The organism is Sphingomonas sp. So64.6b, assembly GCF_014171475.1.
GTDB classification, from domain to species: Bacteria; Pseudomonadota; Alphaproteobacteria; order Sphingomonadales; family Sphingomonadaceae; genus Sphingomonas; species Sphingomonas alpina_A.
Genome location: NZ_CP048817.1, coordinates 4,631,335 through 4,648,719, shown reverse-complemented (window position 1 = coordinate 4,648,719; position 17,385 = coordinate 4,631,335). Strand labels below are relative to the sequence as shown.

At 64.8% G+C, this 17,385-nt stretch carries 19 protein-coding genes; 11 read left to right on the top strand and 8 right to left on the bottom strand.

What is annotated here, in order from left to right; translation table 11 throughout:
• Position 1 precedes the first annotated feature (1 nt).
• Genes G4G27_RS22240 through G4G27_RS22225 form a run of 4 tightly spaced genes read right to left on the bottom strand, consistent with a single transcriptional unit; the run spans position 2 to position 5,681 of the window.
• Positions 2-1,150: a hypothetical protein gene (locus tag G4G27_RS22240; RefSeq protein WP_183110650.1), complete on the bottom strand. Its 1,149-nt coding sequence runs from the start codon at positions 1,148-1,150 to the stop codon at positions 2-4.
• Positions 1,147-3,042, bottom strand: coding sequence for a type III secretion system outer membrane ring subunit SctC (gene sctC, locus G4G27_RS22235; RefSeq protein WP_183110649.1), 1,896 nt, complete (start codon positions 3,040-3,042; stop codon positions 1,147-1,149). Before sctC ends, G4G27_RS22240 begins: the two co-directional genes overlap by 4 nt.
• Before the next feature lie 8 nt (positions 3,043-3,050).
• Positions 3,051-5,039 (bottom strand): flagellar biosynthesis protein FlhA, encoded by a 1,989-nt coding sequence (locus tag G4G27_RS22230; RefSeq protein ID WP_183110648.1) that lies wholly within the window; start codon positions 5,037-5,039, stop codon positions 3,051-3,053.
• Positions 5,040-5,045: 6 nt separating this feature from the next.
• Positions 5,046-5,681: a transglycosylase SLT domain-containing protein gene (locus tag G4G27_RS22225; protein ID WP_183110647.1), complete on the bottom strand. Its 636-nt coding sequence runs from the start codon at positions 5,679-5,681 to the stop codon at positions 5,046-5,048.
• A gap of 510 nt (positions 5,682-6,191) precedes the next feature.
• On the opposite strand from G4G27_RS22225, the gene G4G27_RS22220 reads away from it, so the two are divergent.
• The 7 genes from G4G27_RS22220 (at position 6,192) to G4G27_RS22190 (ending at position 10,944) form a co-directional block, all read left to right on the top strand.
• Complete coding sequence (locus tag G4G27_RS22220; RefSeq protein WP_183110646.1) at positions 6,192-7,343, top strand: EscU/YscU/HrcU family type III secretion system export apparatus switch protein; 1,152 nt, start codon at positions 6,192-6,194, stop codon at positions 7,341-7,343.
• Positions 7,343-7,678, top strand: coding sequence for a flagellar biosynthetic protein FliO (locus G4G27_RS22215; RefSeq protein ID WP_183110645.1), 336 nt, complete (start codon positions 7,343-7,345; stop codon positions 7,676-7,678). The genes G4G27_RS22220 and G4G27_RS22215 overlap by 1 nt, the downstream gene beginning before the upstream one ends.
• A complete protein-coding gene (locus G4G27_RS22210) occupies positions 7,675-8,676 on the top strand; it encodes a FliM/FliN family flagellar motor switch protein (protein ID WP_183110644.1) in 1,002 nt (333 codons plus the stop codon). The genes G4G27_RS22215 and G4G27_RS22210 overlap by 4 nt, the downstream gene beginning before the upstream one ends.
• A gap of 5 nt (positions 8,677-8,681) precedes the next feature.
• Complete coding sequence (gene sctR, locus G4G27_RS22205) at positions 8,682-9,377, top strand: type III secretion system export apparatus subunit SctR (protein ID WP_183110643.1); 696 nt, start codon at positions 8,682-8,684, stop codon at positions 9,375-9,377.
• Between the two features lie 168 nt (positions 9,378-9,545).
• On the top strand, positions 9,546-9,815 hold the full coding sequence (gene sctS, locus G4G27_RS22200) for a type III secretion system export apparatus subunit SctS (protein WP_183110642.1): 270 nt from the start codon (positions 9,546-9,548) through the stop codon (positions 9,813-9,815).
• Complete coding sequence (gene sctT, locus G4G27_RS22195; protein ID WP_244624462.1) at positions 9,812-10,591, top strand: type III secretion system export apparatus subunit SctT; 780 nt, start codon at positions 9,812-9,814, stop codon at positions 10,589-10,591. Before sctS ends, sctT begins: the two co-directional genes overlap by 4 nt.
• The gene (locus tag G4G27_RS22190) at positions 10,588-10,944 is read left to right on the top strand and encodes a helix-turn-helix transcriptional regulator (RefSeq protein ID WP_244624461.1); all 357 of its coding nucleotides are present in this window, start codon (positions 10,588-10,590) and stop codon (positions 10,942-10,944) included. Before sctT ends, G4G27_RS22190 begins: the two co-directional genes overlap by 4 nt.
• 4 nt (positions 10,945-10,948) lie before the next feature.
• Here the strand turns inward: G4G27_RS22190 and G4G27_RS22185 are convergent, their stop codons facing one another.
• Positions 10,949-11,674, bottom strand: a complete 726-nt coding sequence (locus G4G27_RS22185; protein ID WP_183110641.1) for a DUF6683 family protein — start codon at positions 11,672-11,674, stop codon at positions 10,949-10,951.
• A gap of 115 nt (positions 11,675-11,789) precedes the next feature.
• Positions 11,790-12,407: a hypothetical protein gene (locus tag G4G27_RS22180; RefSeq protein ID WP_183110640.1), complete on the bottom strand. Its 618-nt coding sequence runs from the start codon at positions 12,405-12,407 to the stop codon at positions 11,790-11,792.
• A gap of 246 nt (positions 12,408-12,653) precedes the next feature.
• On the opposite strand from G4G27_RS22180, the gene G4G27_RS22175 reads away from it, so the two are divergent.
• From G4G27_RS22175 to G4G27_RS22160, 4 genes are all read left to right on the top strand, one after another.
• Complete coding sequence (locus tag G4G27_RS22175) at positions 12,654-12,890, top strand: hypothetical protein (protein WP_183110639.1); 237 nt, start codon at positions 12,654-12,656, stop codon at positions 12,888-12,890.
• A gap of 68 nt (positions 12,891-12,958) precedes the next feature.
• Positions 12,959-13,468: a hypothetical protein gene (locus G4G27_RS22170; RefSeq protein WP_183110638.1), complete on the top strand. Its 510-nt coding sequence runs from the start codon at positions 12,959-12,961 to the stop codon at positions 13,466-13,468.
• 62 nt (positions 13,469-13,530) lie between these two features.
• Positions 13,531-14,379, top strand: a complete 849-nt coding sequence (locus tag G4G27_RS22165) for a hypothetical protein (RefSeq protein WP_183110637.1) — start codon at positions 13,531-13,533, stop codon at positions 14,377-14,379.
• An 84-nt stretch (positions 14,380-14,463) separates the two neighbouring features.
• Positions 14,464-15,813: a phage tail tip lysozyme gene (locus G4G27_RS22160; protein ID WP_183110636.1), complete on the top strand. Its 1,350-nt coding sequence runs from the start codon at positions 14,464-14,466 to the stop codon at positions 15,811-15,813.
• A 611-nt stretch (positions 15,814-16,424) separates the two neighbouring features.
• Here the strand turns inward: G4G27_RS22160 and G4G27_RS22155 are convergent.
• Together G4G27_RS22155 and G4G27_RS22150 are read right to left on the bottom strand one after the other, a co-directional pair.
• Positions 16,425-16,823 carry a hypothetical protein gene (locus G4G27_RS22155; protein WP_183110635.1) on the bottom strand — a complete coding sequence of 133 codons (399 nt, stop codon included), beginning with the start codon at positions 16,821-16,823 and terminating at the stop codon, positions 16,425-16,427.
• Positions 16,824-16,886: 63 nt separating this feature from the next.
• The gene (locus G4G27_RS22150; RefSeq protein WP_183110634.1) at positions 16,887-17,366 is read right to left on the bottom strand and encodes a hypothetical protein; all 480 of its coding nucleotides are present in this window, start codon (positions 17,364-17,366) and stop codon (positions 16,887-16,889) included.
• Positions 17,367-17,385 lie beyond the last annotated feature (19 nt).

The following is a 17,385-nucleotide window of genomic DNA, read 5'->3' as shown; positions in this document are numbered from 1 at the left end:
GTCAAAATCTGAGGCTTGTCTGCCGGCCGTTCTTTTCCAGCATCACCGTATCGCCGGTGATGCTGACCAGGCGGTGGCCGCTCGGCATGATCGCGCCGTTGAAGTAGCGTGCGCCATCGACCGTCTGGATATAGGCCGGATCACCGGCGACGACGGTCGAGACTTTCTTGGTGGCGTCGGCGACCGTCTTCACCGCGACATCTTCGGGTGGCGGCATGTCGTCGCGCAGCACGAGGCGTTTGAGCGCGGGCACGTCGGTGCGCACCGCCTGAGTCAGCTTGGCCCGGCCCTCGGGGTCGAGTGGCGTCGTGCGCAGTTCGATCGCGGCCGGCCCGATCGGCCGGGCGATCGCCTGCAGGCCGCGAATCCGCGCAACATCGACGCTGGCATTGACGAGCTCACCCATCGTCTGGACATTGACGACGCCGGAAACGGCACTTGCCCTGAGCACGTCCTGCGCCTTGACGCGCTGTCCCTCATTCGCAACCACGCCAGTAACGCTGACCCCCGCCGGGCCGTGATCGACCGCGTTCAATTGCGGCAGACCGGCGACATCCATCGCGTGCCTGACCCGCTGGGCGGGTGAGCCGCGCAGGCCCAGCGCTTCGAGCGCGGGTGCGGCGCTGGTCGCGGCGATCAGCAGCGCGGCGACGCCGCCGAGAACGATCGCCCGACGCGGCGAAAGTAACGCACCAAAACCTTCGCCGGCGCGGCCAATCGCCGTCATCGCCTGGTCGGATATGGTCGGTGGTACAGGCGGCGGATGCGGCACGGCCTGGGCAAGACCGCCGGCCTCGCCCCAGCGTGCATTCTCAGGGTCGCCCCAGGCGATCGCCACGCCGCCGAGCGAGAATGGGACATAGGCGGGGACGATCGCTGTGCCCCCCGCCTCGATCGTCGAGCCGAGCATCGTCGCACTGCCGGACAGGATGGTGATCTGCGCCCCGCCATCAGCGCCGAGCGCCAGATCGATCGCGATGCCCTTGGTCGCGGCGTCACGAATCACGACATCCTGCCAGAACTGATATCCAATCGATATCGTGTTGCCCGGTGCGAGCGCGCGTTCGGTGCCGGCGAGGCGGCCATTGAGAATGCGCAGGACGGGACTGGATGGATCGGGGCCGGATGCAACAGGGCTGGGATCGGTCATTTCGTTCCCTCCATCGGTAACGGCAATGTGGCCATCGGCGTCGCCGGGGTCGACGTGCTGCTGACCACGGTCGCCGGGTTGAGCCGCGAGCTGAGCGTCGCGACGCGTGGCGTGATCAGGAACAGCCGCTCGGTATGCCCGCGCCGTTTCGACTTGGATTTGAACAGATTTCCGAGCAGCGGAATGTCGCCGAGCAACGGAATCTTGTATTCCATGTCGGTATCCTCATCGATCGTCATGCCGCCCAGCAACAGGCTTTCGCCATCGAGCACCATCGCCTGGGTCGAGACGCTCGCCCGGTCCACGATCGGAATGCCCTGCACCCGCGAGGTCGGGCTGATGCTGCCATCCTCGATATTGACCAGCACGCGGATGCGGGTCTGGTCGTGATCGCGGAAGACGTGCGGATTGACCCGCATCACGGTGCCGGCGGTGACGTTGAAGAGATCGACTTCCTCGCGACCCGCGACGCGGACGTAGAACGTGCGCGTCCGATCGAACACCGCCTCGACATTCGACAGCGTCATCAGCTGCGGCCGTGACACGACCCGCGCCACGCCCTTGGTTTCGAGCGCAGTGATGCGTCCGAGGAATTCGCGCTGGCTGCCGATGATCGTCGAGATCGTGCCGCCGACGCCCGACGGGGTGATCCGGTCGACATTGTCGCGCCGCGAACCCGGTGTCCGCGACAGCAGCGTGTCGCTGGCGGTGCCGTTGCCGAACAGAGCGCCGAACCCGCCCGACGAGAAGCGCCAGTTGATCCCCAGATCGCGCGCCTTGTCGGTATTGATATCGATGATCGTCGCCTCGACCTCGACCAGCTGCGGCTCGACATCCAGCGCGCGAACCAGCGAGTCATAGGATGCCATGCGTTCCGGTACGTCGCGAACGATGACCGCGTTCAGATAGGGGCTGGGCTCGATCCGCACGACGTCCTGAGTCAGCGGGACGCCCTCGCCACCGCCGCCATAGCCCAGAACGTCCGACTGCCCCGGATACTGCCCCGGCGTGGGCAGGCCGAGCAATGGTGTCTGCTGGATATTGGGCGCGACCGAATCGAGTCCGCTACCCTTCAGACGCGGCTGGCTCTGGCGCACCAGCCGGGCGCCGAACTGAGTCGTGCCGGCGAGCGCACTGCCGCCCGGACGCTGGTCGAGCACGAGGTTCTGCATCGTCGTTGCCAGACCCGGAATCCGCACTTCGCGCCCGCCGGCGGAGATCAACGTGTCCTCCGCACGGGCATAGCGCAGATAGAAAACGCGAAATTCGAGCGGCATCGATCCGCCATAGGATCGCGGCGCGGGTCCGGGTCCACCGGTATAGCTCGGCACCGGCGTTGCGCTGCCCCCCTGTGAAAGCGCGGTCACCTGTTCGATGAAGCGCGGCGTGCCGCTCGCGACGAGGTTGCCGTCACCAGCCGCGCGAAGGATGTTGCGCGAATCGCCGAGTCTTTGCGCGCGAACCTGGGCGAGGACGCGCTGTGCGACCGCGGGGCCGACCGGCAGTGTCTGCACCGTCAGCTCATTCGCCGAATAGATGTACAGTGCAGCCCCGTCATAATAGCCGACGAAATTGAACGCCTTCGAAATGTCGCGGAAAACCTTTTCGATCGGCCCGTTGAACGTACCGCTGACGGTGCCGGTAAGACCGTTGCTTGGCACGACGGGGCGGCCCGCACGGCCGAAAAGGTCGCGCAAAAAGGCACCGACCGGCTGGTCGCGAGCGACGATCGAAACCTGCGGGGCCTCGCTCTGGCGTGTCACCGCATCTTGTGCGCGGGCCGGCAAGGCCGACCCCATGGCCAGCGCGAACATTGCCGCATGCATCGCAGCGCGCTTGCCCGGGAGGTCGACCCCGTTTGTCTGGCGTTCGTCGGTCGTGACCTGCATCATTTCTCCCTTCATTCCGCCGCAAGGGCCGGTTTGGTTTCCTGGGTAACCGCGCGCGGAGGCAGGCCGATCTGGCCGACCACCTCGATCTGCGTGGTTGCCGAGAGTTCGTTGAAGGCGAGCACCTTCAGATCGAAAATATCGGGCTCGATCAGGCGGCGCATCGCGCGGCGCACCTCGAACGACGTGACGATTGCCTGGGCCCGCGTCTCATGCGCGGTCGCGATGATCGCGCGGACCAGGTCGGCGGCAATTTCGGGCTGAACCGCGAGCCGCTCGATCCCGTCGACCACTCGGGTCGATTCGCGCACCATCGTCTCCAGTTCGGTCGTCACCATCAGCGCGCGGAGCGGGCCGGTGCCGGCGGTCGAATCGATCAGGTAACGCTTGAGCGAAATGCGCGTGAGGTCGGCGATTTGCGGCGCTTCGCGTTCCTGCGCCGCCGCCTCGGTCAATCCTTCCAGCACGTCGCGCATGTTGCGCAGCGGCACTTCCTCCTCGGCGAGGCGTCGCAGCACTTCGGCGATGCGTGCTGCCGGAACCGCGCGAACGGCTTCCTTGACCACTTCGGGATATTCGTCGCCGACTCGATTGAGCAACGTCACCGCCTCCTGCACGCCGAGGAACCGGGCAAGGTTGCGGCGCAACACGGCGAGCACGCCGGCTTCGATCGCTGCGGGAGTTGCGCCTTCGCCGCCGCCGACCGGCACTTCAAAGGCGAGCAACTGCCAGCCCGGTTCGGCACCGAGCGCGGGATAATGGATCGCGATCCGCGGCATCGGCACGCCGCTGCGATGCTGCAACCGGTCGAGCATCGCCGCGAGACTCTGCACCATCATGCGTTCGTCATCGGGCGACAATTGCGGTCCGGCGATCTCAAGCAGCAGCGGCACGACCGGCTGCGGCGCGCTTGGTTCAGCGGTCAGCGCCAGCGGACGCGGCGCTTCCTTGCCGCGCGCGATGACGCGGCGCATCGGTCCCGAATGACGGATCATATAAGGCTGGAGGCGGGGATGCAGCGCCGCCCCGGCGATCAGCGAGGCGGAGCCGAGAACCAGGAACACAGCAACCGGGAAACCGGGCACCAGCGCGGCGAGGAAGGAAATCGCACCCACGAAAATCAACACGCGCGGGTTGGCGATCAGCTGGCGGTGGATCGCCTGGCCGAGATTGGCGTCGGTCTCCTCATCAGTCGAGCGAGTCACCATCAGGCCCGCCGCCATCGCGCCGAGCAGCGCCGGAATTTGCGCGACGAGGCCCTCGCCGATCGTCAGGATCGAATATTTCGCGGTCGCATCGCCCAGCGTCATGCCTTGCTGCATCACGCCGATCGCGAGACCGCCGATCAGATTGACGATCACGATCACGATCGAGGCGATCGCGTCGCCCTTCACGAACTTCATCGCGCCATCGAGGCTGCCGTGAAGCTTGCTCTCCAGTTCGAGGGTGCGGCGGCGGCGGCGCGCTTCGTCCTTGTCGATCAGGCCCGAGCGCAGGTCGCTGTCGATCGACAGCTGTTTGCCCGGCATCGAGTCGAGACTGAAGCGTGCCGCGACTTCGGCGACGCGCTCGGCGCCTTTGGCGATGACGATGAACTGGACGATCGTGATGATCAGGAAGACGACCAGGCCGACGACGATGCTGCCGCCCGCGACCATCGTGCCGAAGGTCTGGATGATATGCCCGGCATGGCCCTGAGTCAGGATCATCCGCGTCGTCGCGATCGACAGCGCGAGCCGGAACAGCGTCGACACCAGCAGGATCGACGGGAAAGATGAGAAATCGAGCGGCCCGCGAATATAAAGCGTCGTCAGCAGCAACATCATCCCGAAGGTGATGTTCACGCCGACCAGCGCATCGATCAGCAGCGTCGGCATCGGCAGGATCATCAAGGCGATGATCGCGACCATGCCACCGACCAGAACCAGATCGGCGATGCGCGACGAAAACCCCAGTTTCGGCGCGACGTTGCTGCTGGCGAGGTAGCGCTCGACGCTCATCGCGGCTTACCGTGCCGCGCCGCGGGCGGCGGCATAACGGCCCATCACGGTCGCGACATAACCGCGCGTCTCGCGATAATTGGGAATGCCGCGCGCCTTGGCGACCGCGCCGGGGCCGGCATTATAGGCCGCAACGACCAGCGGCACATTATTGCCGAGCTTGCCTTGCAATTGTTTCAGATACGCAGCCCCCGTGCTGAGCGCGAGAACAGGGTCATTGAGCATTGCGCGCGGATTGCGCACGCCGAGCCCACGGGCGGTCCCCGGCATCACCTGCATCAGCCCGAGCGCACCCTTGTTGGAAATCGCGCTCGCCCGCCCGGCCGATTCGGTGCGCACGATCGAGGCGAGCAGATGCGGATCGATGCGGTAACGCTGCGCCACCGCGACAACCAGTGAATCGGTGTGCGGACGCCCGGAACCCTCGACCGCCAGTGCCGCCTTGGCGAGACGGGCGCGGTAACCCGGCATGCTCACCGACACGGCGACCGGCATCTCGGCGACCGTTGCGCCCCGATAGCGGGCCGTGCCGTCGCCCGAGCCGGACGCAGGTTTGCAGATCCGTACGGCCTCAGTGAAACGAGCCGCGATCGCCGCGCCGTCGCAATCGGCGAATGCCGGCGTGGCGATTGACGCGGCCACCACTGCGACCCCGACCGAAGATCGCCGTAACCTGCGAGTTATGTTCTTTATCATCTTCCCGCTCCTGCTCTCTGCCCCTTGCCGGGTACGTTGATTGGGCGTTCGATGTCGCGTGGGGGTCCTGCGAGGCGGGTGAACTATTCCCGACTTTTCAAGGCTATGCCTTTCTTGTGACAGTTAGCACCCCTAAATGGTTCGGTTCATCGCGACTTTCGTCCGATCCGTCCCGGTTAACGAACATTTCATCGTACAATAGATTTCGTTTCGGATGCGAACCGAGCGCCTGTCGCCGGGTTTGACGTTGTCTGCAAAGTATTAATGCATCGGATTTGGTTACAGTTCTGAGGCAATAGCCTCTGCAGATGGCGTTGACTTGTCTCACCTCTTCTGAGAACCTTTAGGGAGTTTGATACGCAAATGGGTCCTGCGATCGGACGGTGAGCGCTGTTTACCGACGTGGTGTCGAGCACGTGCCTTTATTGGCGCGTGCCGGCGCAACGGGAGTGCTGTGTGGCGCAAAAGAATGATGGTGGCGACAAGACCGAACGGCCGACGCCAAAACGGCTGGCAGATGCGCGCAAGAAGGGCGACGTGGCGAAGTCGAAAGACGTCACCGCCACCGTCACGCTCCTCGTCTGGCTGATCGTCCTTGTGTTTGGCGCGGGCTTTGCCGCCACTCGTATCCTGGCCCTGTTCGACGAAGGTTTTGCCGCGGTTGCCAAGGGTGGCTCATTCGTCTCGGCCGCAGGAGCGCTTGGCGCCAGTGCGGCATTCGCGCTGATCGCGATTACCGCCATCGCCCTGATCCCGGCCGCACTTGCCGGCGTGCTGTCCGAATTCCTGCAGGCAGGCGGCGTCTTCACCACCGAAAAACTCAAGCCCGAACTCAGCAAGATGAATCCGGTCGAGGGGCTGAAGCGGATGTTCAGCGTCGACAACCTCGTCGATCTCGCCAAGACCGTGGCCAAGGCGGCGCTGATCGTCTTCGTCGTCTGGCTTGTGCTGCGCGGATCGCTCGCCGAGATCCTGGAAAAGACCGGGCCGATGCTGTTGCCGGTGGGGGCAAGCGACGGCCGCTCCGCCGCGGCCGCGGTACTGTCCTTTTCCGGCGGGCTGATCCGCACCACCTTGCTCTGGACCTTCGCGATCTTCCTGCTGATCGCGGTTGCCGACATGGCGTGGCAGCGCCACAGCTATATCAAGAAGCTGCGCATGAGCATGCGCGATATCCGCGACGAGGCGAAGAACAGCGAGGGCGACCCGCTAATCAAATCGAATCGCCGCCAGCTGCATGAGGAATGGGCCAACCAGAACGCGGTCGGCGCGGCGCGTGGCGCCAGCGTGCTGGTGGTCAACCCGACCCATATCGCCATCGCGCTCGACTATGATCCGGAGAGCTGCCCGGTGCCGGTGATGACCGCGCGGGGCGAAGGCCCGCTGGCCAAGGCGATGCGCGAAGCAGCCGAGGAAGCGGGCGTGCCGATCATCCGCCACGTCCCCGTCGCGCGCAAGCTCTACGAAGATGGCGGCATCGACGAGGTCATCCCGCGCGACATGTTCGATGCCATTGCCCAGATCGTCCTGTGGGCGGGCAAGATGCGCGAGCGCGGCGATCATGGGGTCAACGACCTCGAACGCGATGTTGAGTTGGAGGGAGCATAATGGATTCGACGATCGGTACCGCCTTGTCCGGACTTGTCGGCATGATCGTCGCGCTCGCGATCGTGCTTGGCCTCGCCTGGATCTGCCTCAAGACGCTGCGCACCTGGCAGGACCGCGGCATGGGCATGCGCGACGGGGAACCCGAACGTCAGCTGCGTTTCGTCCGCGCACTCGCGGTCGGGCAGCGCGAACGGCTGCTGCTGGTCGAGGCGGAGGGCGAGCTGATGCTGATCGGCGTGGCGTCCGGATCGGTCCGGTTGCTGCGTAACTGGGGCGCCGGAGCGAAACCCTTGCGTACCGACGATGTCATCACCGAAGCGAGGATCGAGCCATGAGCGAACGTCCACGCCCACTCGGCGATGCCATACGCTCGGTCGACCCGGCACGCGCGTTGCTGCAGACCGACCTGATCGCCGCGCTGAATCGCCGCGAGATCCACGGCCTCAACACTGTCGCGCGGCTCGCGTCGGAGCGCGATCGTCGCGCCGCCACGGCATGGATCCAGTTCAGCGCACGCAGCCATGTGATCGCGATCGCGCCGCTGCTGATCGACGGCACGCTGGCGCGCGTCTCGGGCAAACAGGGCAAGCCCGATGCCGCCGGCGCCGCTGCCAGCCTGTCGCGGATCGAGCCGCTGATCGCCGCGCTGGAACTGGTGCTGGGGGATGAGCTTCACCCCGCCGGATTGGAGAGCGAGGTCGATCGCGACGCGGTCCTGATCCGGCTCGATGCAAGTACCCCGGCGGGCGAGATGCGCAACCGACTGCTGATCGCGGTTCCGGTCGGCCTGCAGCTCGCGCCGCTTGAATTGCCGAGGATCCTTCCCGCCGCGATCGCCGGCCTCAAACTTCGCTGGACCGCGCGGCTTGCCGGGCCGTCCATCTCCGCGCGGCGCCTCGACACGCTGGGCGTCGGCGATCTCGTGCTTCTCGGCATCGGGCCGCACGTCGCACGACTCACCTTGCCGGGGCGTAACGACCATCCCCGCGTACGTATCGACCCAACCGAAAGGGTTCTGATCTTGCAGGAAAATCTCGAGCACAACGATACCGGCATCGCCCATGGCGGGGAACCGGCCCCGCTTCATTCCGGCAGCGCCGGGATCGCCGACATTCGCGTCCAGACCATCATCGAGATCGTCGGCGCCAGCATGACAGCGACCGAACTCGCTACGCTCAGTCAGGGAAGCGTCCTCCCCCTGCCGCCGAACAACGGCACGATCGCGGTGCGAGTCATCGCCGGAGACACCGCGATCGGCGGCGGCGAACTGGTTGCGATCGGCCAGGGGTTTGGCGTGCTCATGACCACGATCCTGCAGAACCGGGAAGGCTGACGCTCATGGATTTATCGACCTTTACGCCGGGTTCGGCGCTCGTCGTCGTGGTCGCACTGGCGATCGCGCCCTTCTTTGCGGTGATGGTGACCAGCTTCACCAAGATCGTGGTCACGCTCAGTCTGTTGCGCAATGCGCTCGGCCTTCAGCAGGTGCCGCCGAACATCGTGCTCAACGGCCTGTCGCTGATCCTCACGCTCTACGTGATGTATCCGGTCGGCCAGCAGATGCAGGAAGCGATCCGCGCCAATCCGCAGCAACAACAGATGCAGGTCGCGGAGGGCGGGCCAAATGGCGGCATGTTGTCGTCGACCAACACGATGCTCAATGCGGTCGAAGCGGGCAAGGAGCCGCTGCGCGCATTCCTGATCAAGCATAGCGACCCACGCGAGCGCAGCTTCTTCCTGAAAACGGCGCAGCGCGTGGGTGATCCGAAGCACGCCGTGGAGATGACCGACCGCGACTTCATCGTCGCCATTCCCGCGTTCGTCGTGAAGGAATTGAGCCTCGCGTTTCAGATCGGCTTCCTGATCTTCCTGCCCTTCCTCGTCATAGATCTGGTCATCTCCAACATTCTGCTCGCGATGGGCATGATGATGCTGTCGCCGACGACGATTTCGTTGCCGTTCAAATTGCTGTTGTTCGTGCTGGTCGACGGTTGGGTGAAGCTCGCCCACGGGCTGGTGCTCAGTTATGTTTGAGGAGCTGTTTGAAAATTCGCGAAAGGGCGAATTTAAAGCGGTGCCAGCCCGCTCCCCCTCCCGGCCACCCATCCAGGATATGCTGTGGGTGGCCGGGAGGGGGAGCGGGCTGGCACCGCAAAATGCGCCCTCAGCGCATTTTCAGACAAACTCTGAGGAATCCCGGTCGTGAACGGCGACTTCGTCAGCCTCACCAATGACGCGCTGTGGCTCGTGCTGATCCTATCGGCGCCGCCGATCATCGTCGCGTCGGTCGCCGGCCTGCTCGTCGCGATCGTCCAGGCGGCGACGCAGATCCAGGAACAGACGCTGCAATATACGGTCAAATTTTTCGCGATCGTCATCACCCTGTTCGTAACCGCCGCCCTGCTCGCCTCGTCGCTCTATCGCTTCAGTGACCGCATCTTCACCGAATTTCCGGCGCTGATCCGGCGGTGAGCGGCTGGGCTGATCAGACACTGCTGCTCGGCGTCGGCACTGCACGGACCGCGACCGCCTTTCTGATGTTGCCGATCTTCTCCAGCGAGACGGTGCCGGCGCTGGTGCGCAACTCGATCTTCATTTCGCTCGGCATTGTCAGCCTCGCGATCCAGCCGCCGCTCGAACTGACTCAGCTCGGCGCGACCGACTGGGTGCCGATCTTCGCCAAGGAGGCGTTCGTCGGGCTGCTGATCGGCTTCTTCTTCGGCTCGGTGCTGTGGGCGCTCGAAGCCGCCGGACAAATTATCGACACCAAGGTCGGCTCCAGCCTGGCGCAAGTGGTCGATCCGCTGTCCGGACATCAGACATCGCTTAACGGCGCGTTCCTCGGGCGGCTCGCCAACATCGTGTTCATCTTTTCCGGCGGCCTGTCGTTGCTCGTCCAGGTGATCATGGAAAGCTATGCGCTCTGGCCGATCGCGTCGCCCGCACCGGCGCTCGATCCGCGCGGGTTGTTGCTGTTCGAGGGCGAGTTCGGGCGGCTGATGGTTCTCGCTACGCTGTTCGCGGCGCCGGTGCTCACCGTCCTGTTCCTGATCGACCTCGCGCTCGGCCTGATGAACCGGTTCGCACAGCAGCTGAACGTGTTCACCCTGTCGTTGTCGATCAAATCGATCGCCGCAACCGCGATCATCCTGTTGCTGCTCGGATCCTATATCGACGCGGTGATGCGCGATATCGTCAGCCGGCCGGGGGTGCTGATCGACCTGTTACGTGGGCTGGGCGGGGTTTGAGCGAGACCGCGACGATGACCGAGGATGCGCGGCTCGCGGCGATCGCCGAACTGCTGCGCAAGGCCGACGCGACGCCCGGTGCGGCCGCGCCGATCGCGCTCGGCGAGCATATCGTCGAGGCCGCGCGCGTGCCCAAACGGCACCGCGAAGCACTGCTCAAGCTGACGCCGATGGAGCTGACCTGCGTCCGTTTCCTCGGCTGGGGCCGGTCGAACAGCGACATCGCGGCGCTGCTGCTGATTTCCGAAAACACCGTCCGGGTGCATTTGTCGAACGTCGCCCGCAAGCTCGAGCTCGACGGCATGCGCGAACTCGCCGCGCTTGCGGGCATGTTGTTCTATTCGGCCGACTGACACGTCAGCCCAGGCCGTTCGGCCCTAGCCGCAATTGAGTGAGGTCGAACCCGAACGTCGCGCGCGCGCCGGCGTTCAGATTGTTGCGCAGCTGGCGCAACTGCGCCGGATTGCCCTTGGCGTTCTGCACCGCCTGATCGGCGATCATCGCCTGCAGCAACATCGATTCCGACATTTGCTGTTTTTCGGCATTGCTCGTGCCCGCGTAACCGCGCGTCGTGCCGATCGCTCGTGCGAACTGATCGCGCACCGCGCGGAAATCCGCCGGCTTGCTGTCGGTGCTGCCGCGCACACCGTACCAGGCGGTTACCAGATACAGCGCCATCGCATCGGGCACGCTGTTTGCGCGCAGCCCGCTGTGCGGCAACTGCACGTTCATCTCCGCGATCAGGTCATGTTTGGTGAGCACATCCTGCAAGCCTTTGGCGCCGGCCGGATCGACCCGGCGGATGCTGGCGACGAAGCGCGCCATGTTGCGCTTGCGCGCCGCCTTGTCGGGGCGAAAATTGAGCGCGGCGGGGTTGATCCGTACTGGCCCGCGCGGCGCCGGGCGCAACATCTGCCGGAACCCGCCACTGTTGCGCACGCTCGAGACGCTGGAGGAATCGCTGCCGCCCTGAGTCAGCGTGTTGGTCAGCATGCCCATGTTGAACACGCCCTGTGCGGGCAGGCTGACCGGCAGCAGCGCGCATGCCGCCGCGGTGAGGCCAAGGAATATCCGGTTTCGCATCATCATCTCCCGTAATCAGGTGCGCTTTCATGCCAACGCATGAAGGGGGCCGGATATACCGACCCCCTCCTGTAACCAGGATGAATATCCTGATCGAAGCAACTTAGCCCCAAACTTAGCCCTTGCGCGCCGAGTTCGCTTCCGCCTCGCCGATCGTCTTGATCGCGTTGGTTGCGGCGTTCATCAGGATACCGAATTCCTGGCTCTTGGCGCCGAACTTCGCGGTCAGCGACGGGGTCTTGTCGGTGATCTGATCGGCCATCGAGCTCATCTCGCGCGCCATCTTGTCGAGCTTGCGGCCAAGCGCTTCGGCCAGCGCCATCAGCCAGCTCTGGCCCGACGATCTGCCACCGCGACCGCTGCGCGCCGACTTGGCGTCGTCGCCATCGGCCATGCGCGAGACCATCTTGTCGATCGCGTCCTGCAATTGCTGCGAAGCGTCGTCCCGGTCGGCCCGCGAAGCGTTGAACATCTCGCCAAAGCCCTCCGCTGCGTCCTGCAGATTACCCGCAGCGCCGGCGAAATCGCCATGCGAGGCCGCGAACGCGCCCTGAGCCAGGTCGATCGACGACTGTGGCAGGCCGAGCATCTGACCGATCTGCTGGATCGCCTGCTGGCCGATTGCCGAGGTCAGCTGACGCGCCGCCACAAAGGCCATACCGCCGGGGCCAAGCGCCATCGGGGCGACCTGAGTGGCCAGGCGTGCGATGTTCAGGGGGTTGATGAAGCTCATGATAGTCTCCTCGCCATGTGCATCGGGTCGAAAGCGACCCCGCTAAAATCCGGCGGAAGGCCTGTCGGCCGGTCCGTCGCAATTGTTTCACCACATCGGCGGCGGCGATGCGCTCCGCGTTTCGACTAGATGACCTAGTCGATGCGATTAGCCTCAACGGCAGGGTCGGCGAATAGTCGATGCGATTATGGCCGCGCGCGTCGCACGCGCGTACCTGTGTATGCAGGCGCAATAAGGAGAAGGCGCATGACCATTTCGATCGGCGCGAACACACCTCGCCTGGGCAAGCTCGCCGATGTGCAGATCGCCAGCCCGGCGGAAAAGCGCACCGACGACGCATGCGCTGCGCAGAACAGCGCGACCGAGACTCTGTCTCAAGGGATCGCGCGGCATCGCAGCGGTCTTGACCGGCTGCTCGATCAGCCCGGGCCGCTCGATCGTTTCGATCCGGCCCAGCCTGCAGACCAGCAGCCGGAGGACTAGTCGTAACGATGATGGCGGATTCGGGTGCAAGGGCCCATTTCGTCAATTCGTAAGTTTAGGACGTAATCATGACGGGTATCGATCGCCTTTCCGGATCTTCGCCGCTGGCCGGCACGACCGCCGCCACGAACGGCGACGCGAAATCGCTCGCCACCAATGCGGTTGGCGAGATCGGCCACCGGGTTCTCGCCTGGGTCGATGCGAGCACGCGCACGACCTCGGCCGGCACCGGCGCATGGTCCGATGCGACGGGCCGTGCCAGCAACTTCACCCCTGACAAGGGCGAGCTTCGCCGTGGCGGCGATGTCTATGACGTGCGCGGCATGGCGCGCGATATCGCCGGCGCCACCGGTGCCACGCCGACGCAGGAAGGCGAGCTGCACCGCGCGCTGGAGAATTTCACGCGCGCATCGGTGGTTCAGCTTGCCGGACTCGCCGGCGCGTCGGGCGATCGTCAGATTGCGGGTGTCCGCTCGGCACTCGACGTTGCGGCCGGAACACATTCCGGTTCGGGCGTGGAGGGTGTGATCGATCGTCTTCAGGCCGCAACCGCCCATCTTTCCGCGCTGAACGGATAATTGGACGGAACTCTATGCGAAGATATGCGATTCGAATCGCATCACGGCCCAAGGAAATGATTATGCCCAAGCCGCTCGCATATGCTCTCCTTGTCGCCGCGGCATTCTCGCCTGGCTTCGCCTCCGCCCAAGTCCGCGATGCCGCCATCGTCACTTCCGGCAGCGAGCCGGCGGTGAAGATCGGCAAGACAATCGTGTCGCGGCCGTTCGGTGCCGAACTGATCGATCGACTCTCAATTATCGGCACTTATCCGGCCGCCGGTGAGCGCTTCTATCTCGTGCGTGGTGACGGCGGCAGCGACTGCCCTGCGCGCTACGTCGTCATCGTCTCGCGCGGCGATGGCAATCCACATCCGACCGAGCCGTTCGGGACGTGCAGCGCGGACGCGCGCGCGACAATCGTGGGCGGCCGATTGCAGGTGACGATGACCGGCGCGGCCGGCGCACCGGCGGCACGTTTCGCCTATGCCGACGGCGCGATGCATTTGCTGGCCGGACGGCGCGGCGGTCGATCGATCGCCGCCGCCCGCGCTGTGCCGGTCGATACGCCGGTCTGCCGATCGGCCGCCGGGGTCGGTGCCGACGAACAGGCCGCGACGATTGCCGATTTCCAACAGAGCTACCCCGAGCAGTATCGCAAGATCTCGTCGCTCAATCGCGCCGACATCTCGCCGGCCGATCTGCAATCTCTGGTCGTCGGTCTCGCCTGCCTTGCGACATGGCCGGGCGCGCAGGAGATCGTGCCGACTCTGGCTACGCCATTATTCGCCAGCAAACGCCATGGCGCGGCCGCCTTCAACACACTCGATACTGTAAGCCTCGATGGCCTGTCGGGCGTCAATATGCGCGCCGCGACGCGCCTTTTCGGCGCCGAGATGAGCTATCGTGTCGCCCGCCGCGGGCCGCTTTAGGGTCTATACTAAGCGTTCCGATTAGCGACTGGGCTCGGTCGGGCGGTTAAGCTTTCTCCATCAACACGTGATGGAGCGAATCCGATGCCAGCCGTGAACGCAGTCCAGAGCAATCGCACCGCCCCCGGCGCCTCCGGCGACCAGGGCCGTTTCGTCAAGCCGGGCGAAACCCTGTCACAGATCGCGCGCGACAAAGGCGTTTCGCTGGCCGCTCTGGTGCGTGCAAATCCGCAGATCGTCCACCCGGATCTCATCCGGCCCGGTCAGCACGTCAATCTCCCATCCGGCGCCAGCAGCGCGGGCGGTAACAGCTATAAGGTGGAGCCGGGCGATACATTGTCGGCGATCGGCGAGCGCTTCGGCGTCAGCTGGCAGGCAATCGCGGCGGCCAACCATATTGCCAATCCCAACCTCATCCATCCCGACGATCAGCTCGAAATCCCGGCCCCTGGTACCGGCTTGGGCACGGGGACCACTGGTGGCGTCGGCGGTCCGACGCCAGGAGGCTCACCAGGCGGCGGCACTGGCAACGTCGCACAGATCGCGGAGAAATATCTCGGCCAGGATGCATCGGCGCTGAAGGTCAATCGCGGCGACAATCTGCCGATGAATGCCAATGTCCCCTCCGATGTATGCTGCGCGAACTTCGTGTCGGCGGTGCTGACCGAAGCCGGCCAGTTACCCGGCAATCTCCACACCGATTCCGTGGCGCAGCTGAATTCGACGTTGCGCGCACGCGGCTGGACGGCGGTACCGGCGTCGGAAGCGAAACCCGGCGATGTCGTGATCATCCAGGGCGGTGGCGTGTCGCACACCGAGATCGTATCCGGTCCCGGCCAGATGATCGGGTCGAACAACATCAACGCCGACGGCACCCAGGAAATCTCGCACAATAATCTCAGCTGGGCCTTGCAGCATGGCGGCGTGATCCTGCGCGCGCCCGGCGGCACCAATAACGGGACCGCGCCGGCCGGCAGCACTCAGGCGCCGAGCAGCACCACGCCGAGTGGCAGCGGCGACCAGAACGCACGGATCGATCAGGCGATCAGCTATTTCGAAGGCCAGGGCTGGAGCCGCGCGCAAGCGATCGGCATCGTCGCCAACCTCGATGCCGAAAGCGGAATGAGTCCGGGGATCGACCAAATCGGTGGCGGGCCCGGCTATGGCCTTGCCCAATGGGAGGGACCACGCCAGCGCGACTTTGCCGCCTGGGCCGGCCACGACATTCGCGGCTCGTCCTTCGCGGAACAACTGCGCTTCGTGCAATATGAACTGACCCATAGCGAAAGCGGCGCGGGCAACGCCCTGCGCGGCGCGACCGATGCACGAAGCGCGGCGCAGATCGTCACGCGGCAATATGAACGTCCCGCCGATACCAATGGTGAGGCAGCGCGCCGTGGTGACCGCGCGGCGCAGATCGCCGCAAACCACTAGGCAATCCGGTCTGGGGTCGATCCCACTGCCGTTTGCCCTGAATCCTGTCCGACGCAGCTTAATGAAATAGCATTAAGCATCTAATATAGAATGATATTATATCCCAATCTCGTCGAGGCGGCGGTGGAAAAATGGGTGACACAACCGGTGTCCCATATCTCCCGCCGCCGCTCCCCTCGGCCCGGTCTCCTCAGCGCTGTCGCCGGTGGCGATTCAACCGTGACAAAGGATCGGGCATGCCGTCCCCTGCCGGGTTGGATACCGACGCGCTCTTTCTCATGGCCGCCCCTTTTTCACATGATGCGACGCGTCTGGCGCAGGCTCCAGTGTCGATTAAAACTGCTCCTGTTATCTCCTGTTTTTCAATAACAGGACCGACACCACTAAGCTATTGAAAACAATCCGATAATCAGACCTTCGATCCAACAAATAAAAGGCGCGAAAAATAATGCCGAAAAACAGAAGATAACAGGACGTAACAGGAGCCGAACACCGACGGCATTGGTCGATCAGCTCCGTGTCGGAAAAAGCAGGTTTGCCATAGCGGCAAGCGCGCAAACACTCGCGCGAGACCAGCTGTTACCCAGGCGTCTGATTTGACGCTTGATGCCCTAGTTTTTGAACAACGAGGGCGGCGCGCCATAGCGCGTCGCCCAATCGGCCCAGGCGACATCGGTCGGGCCGATCGCGTCGGTCACCACCACCCAACGATCGCCCTCGCGACGCATCAAGGCGGCGTAGCGCCGCGACATCATGCCGTGTTGCGCGGCATCGGCCTTGGGGGTTCCGGCATAATCGACCGGCGCGCCGCCACGATCGGCGAGCTGCGCCAGCAGGAACGCCCAGTCCCCGGCCCGGGCCAACCGATCGACCTTGAACAATATTGGCTTGCCCAATGCCTTGCTGACCGGCGCGCGGGCGACGTCAAGCAAAGTGGCCCGCTCGGCGCCGACGACCGGAACGGGTTGGGCCGCGGCGGAAGCAATCATTATCGCGATCTCCCAGAGCATGCCGTTCCTCCTGGCATCGTCGCTTGGGTCAACGCGACGCCGGCGGCCGCGTTCCCGCTTGCGTCAACGGTGACCGGCGAGCGCCTCGAGCTCGCGCCGCAACGGCTCATGCGTGCTCGCCGGCTCCCCGTCGACGCTCAGGTCGATCCGGCCATCCTGCCCGGTGCGCGACCCGGCAAGGGTCATCACTGCGCCATCGGCGCATTCGAGACGGAGCAACAAACGCATCTCGAAGCGCGGCAGCGCCGCGGGCTCGAGCTTCAGGCCGCGCAGCACTTGCGTCAGCTTCGCCAGGCGCGGATCCCCCTTGCCGATCTCGACGGGGGTGGAATGCTTACCGATCGTCTCGGCGGTGATCGATGCGCGCGTCATCACCGCCTCGCCGACCAGGTTCAGCGTCGCCGCACGAACCTCGCACGCGGCCAGCTTATGTTGAGACATGCCTCTTCCTTTCGCCGCCTGGGAAACCGGCGCCAGCGACTGGATCGCGCCGATGCCGGCAACGAGCGCGGCGGTGGTTGCTGCGACTCTGAAGATCGTCACCCGTGTCATCGCGGCGATG

Excerpts from the sequence above, each read along its gene's own strand:
- G4G27_RS22170 (WP_183110638.1), top strand. The coding sequence starts at position 12,959 with ATGACGGGTATCGATCGCCTTTCCGGATCTTCGCCGCTGGCCGGCACG.
- G4G27_RS22210 (WP_183110644.1), top strand. The coding sequence starts at position 7,675 with ATGAGCGAACGTCCACGCCCACTCGGCGATGCCATACGCTCGGTCGAC.
- G4G27_RS22240 (WP_183110650.1), bottom strand. The coding sequence starts at position 1,150 with ATGACCGATCCCAGCCCTGTTGCATCCGGCCCCGATCCATCCAGTCCC.
- sctR (WP_183110643.1), top strand. The coding sequence starts at position 8,682 with ATGGATTTATCGACCTTTACGCCGGGTTCGGCGCTCGTCGTCGTGGTC.
- G4G27_RS22160 (WP_183110636.1), top strand. The coding sequence starts at position 14,464 with ATGCCAGCCGTGAACGCAGTCCAGAGCAATCGCACCGCCCCCGGCGCC.
- G4G27_RS22155 (WP_183110635.1), bottom strand. The coding sequence starts at position 16,823 with ATGCTCTGGGAGATCGCGATAATGATTGCTTCCGCCGCGGCCCAACCC.
- G4G27_RS22215 (WP_183110645.1), top strand. The coding sequence starts at position 7,343 with ATGGATTCGACGATCGGTACCGCCTTGTCCGGACTTGTCGGCATGATC.
- G4G27_RS22230 (WP_183110648.1), bottom strand. The coding sequence starts at position 5,039 with ATGAGCGTCGAGCGCTACCTCGCCAGCAGCAACGTCGCGCCGAAACTG.
- G4G27_RS22175 (WP_183110639.1), top strand. The coding sequence starts at position 12,654 with ATGACCATTTCGATCGGCGCGAACACACCTCGCCTGGGCAAGCTCGCC.
- G4G27_RS22180 (WP_183110640.1), bottom strand. The coding sequence starts at position 12,407 with ATGAGCTTCATCAACCCCCTGAACATCGCACGCCTGGCCACTCAGGTC.
- G4G27_RS22185 (WP_183110641.1), bottom strand. The coding sequence starts at position 11,674 with ATGCGAAACCGGATATTCCTTGGCCTCACCGCGGCGGCATGCGCGCTG.
- sctC (WP_183110649.1), bottom strand. The coding sequence starts at position 3,042 with ATGATGCAGGTCACGACCGACGAACGCCAGACAAACGGGGTCGACCTC.
- G4G27_RS22165 (WP_183110637.1), top strand. The coding sequence starts at position 13,531 with ATGCCCAAGCCGCTCGCATATGCTCTCCTTGTCGCCGCGGCATTCTCG.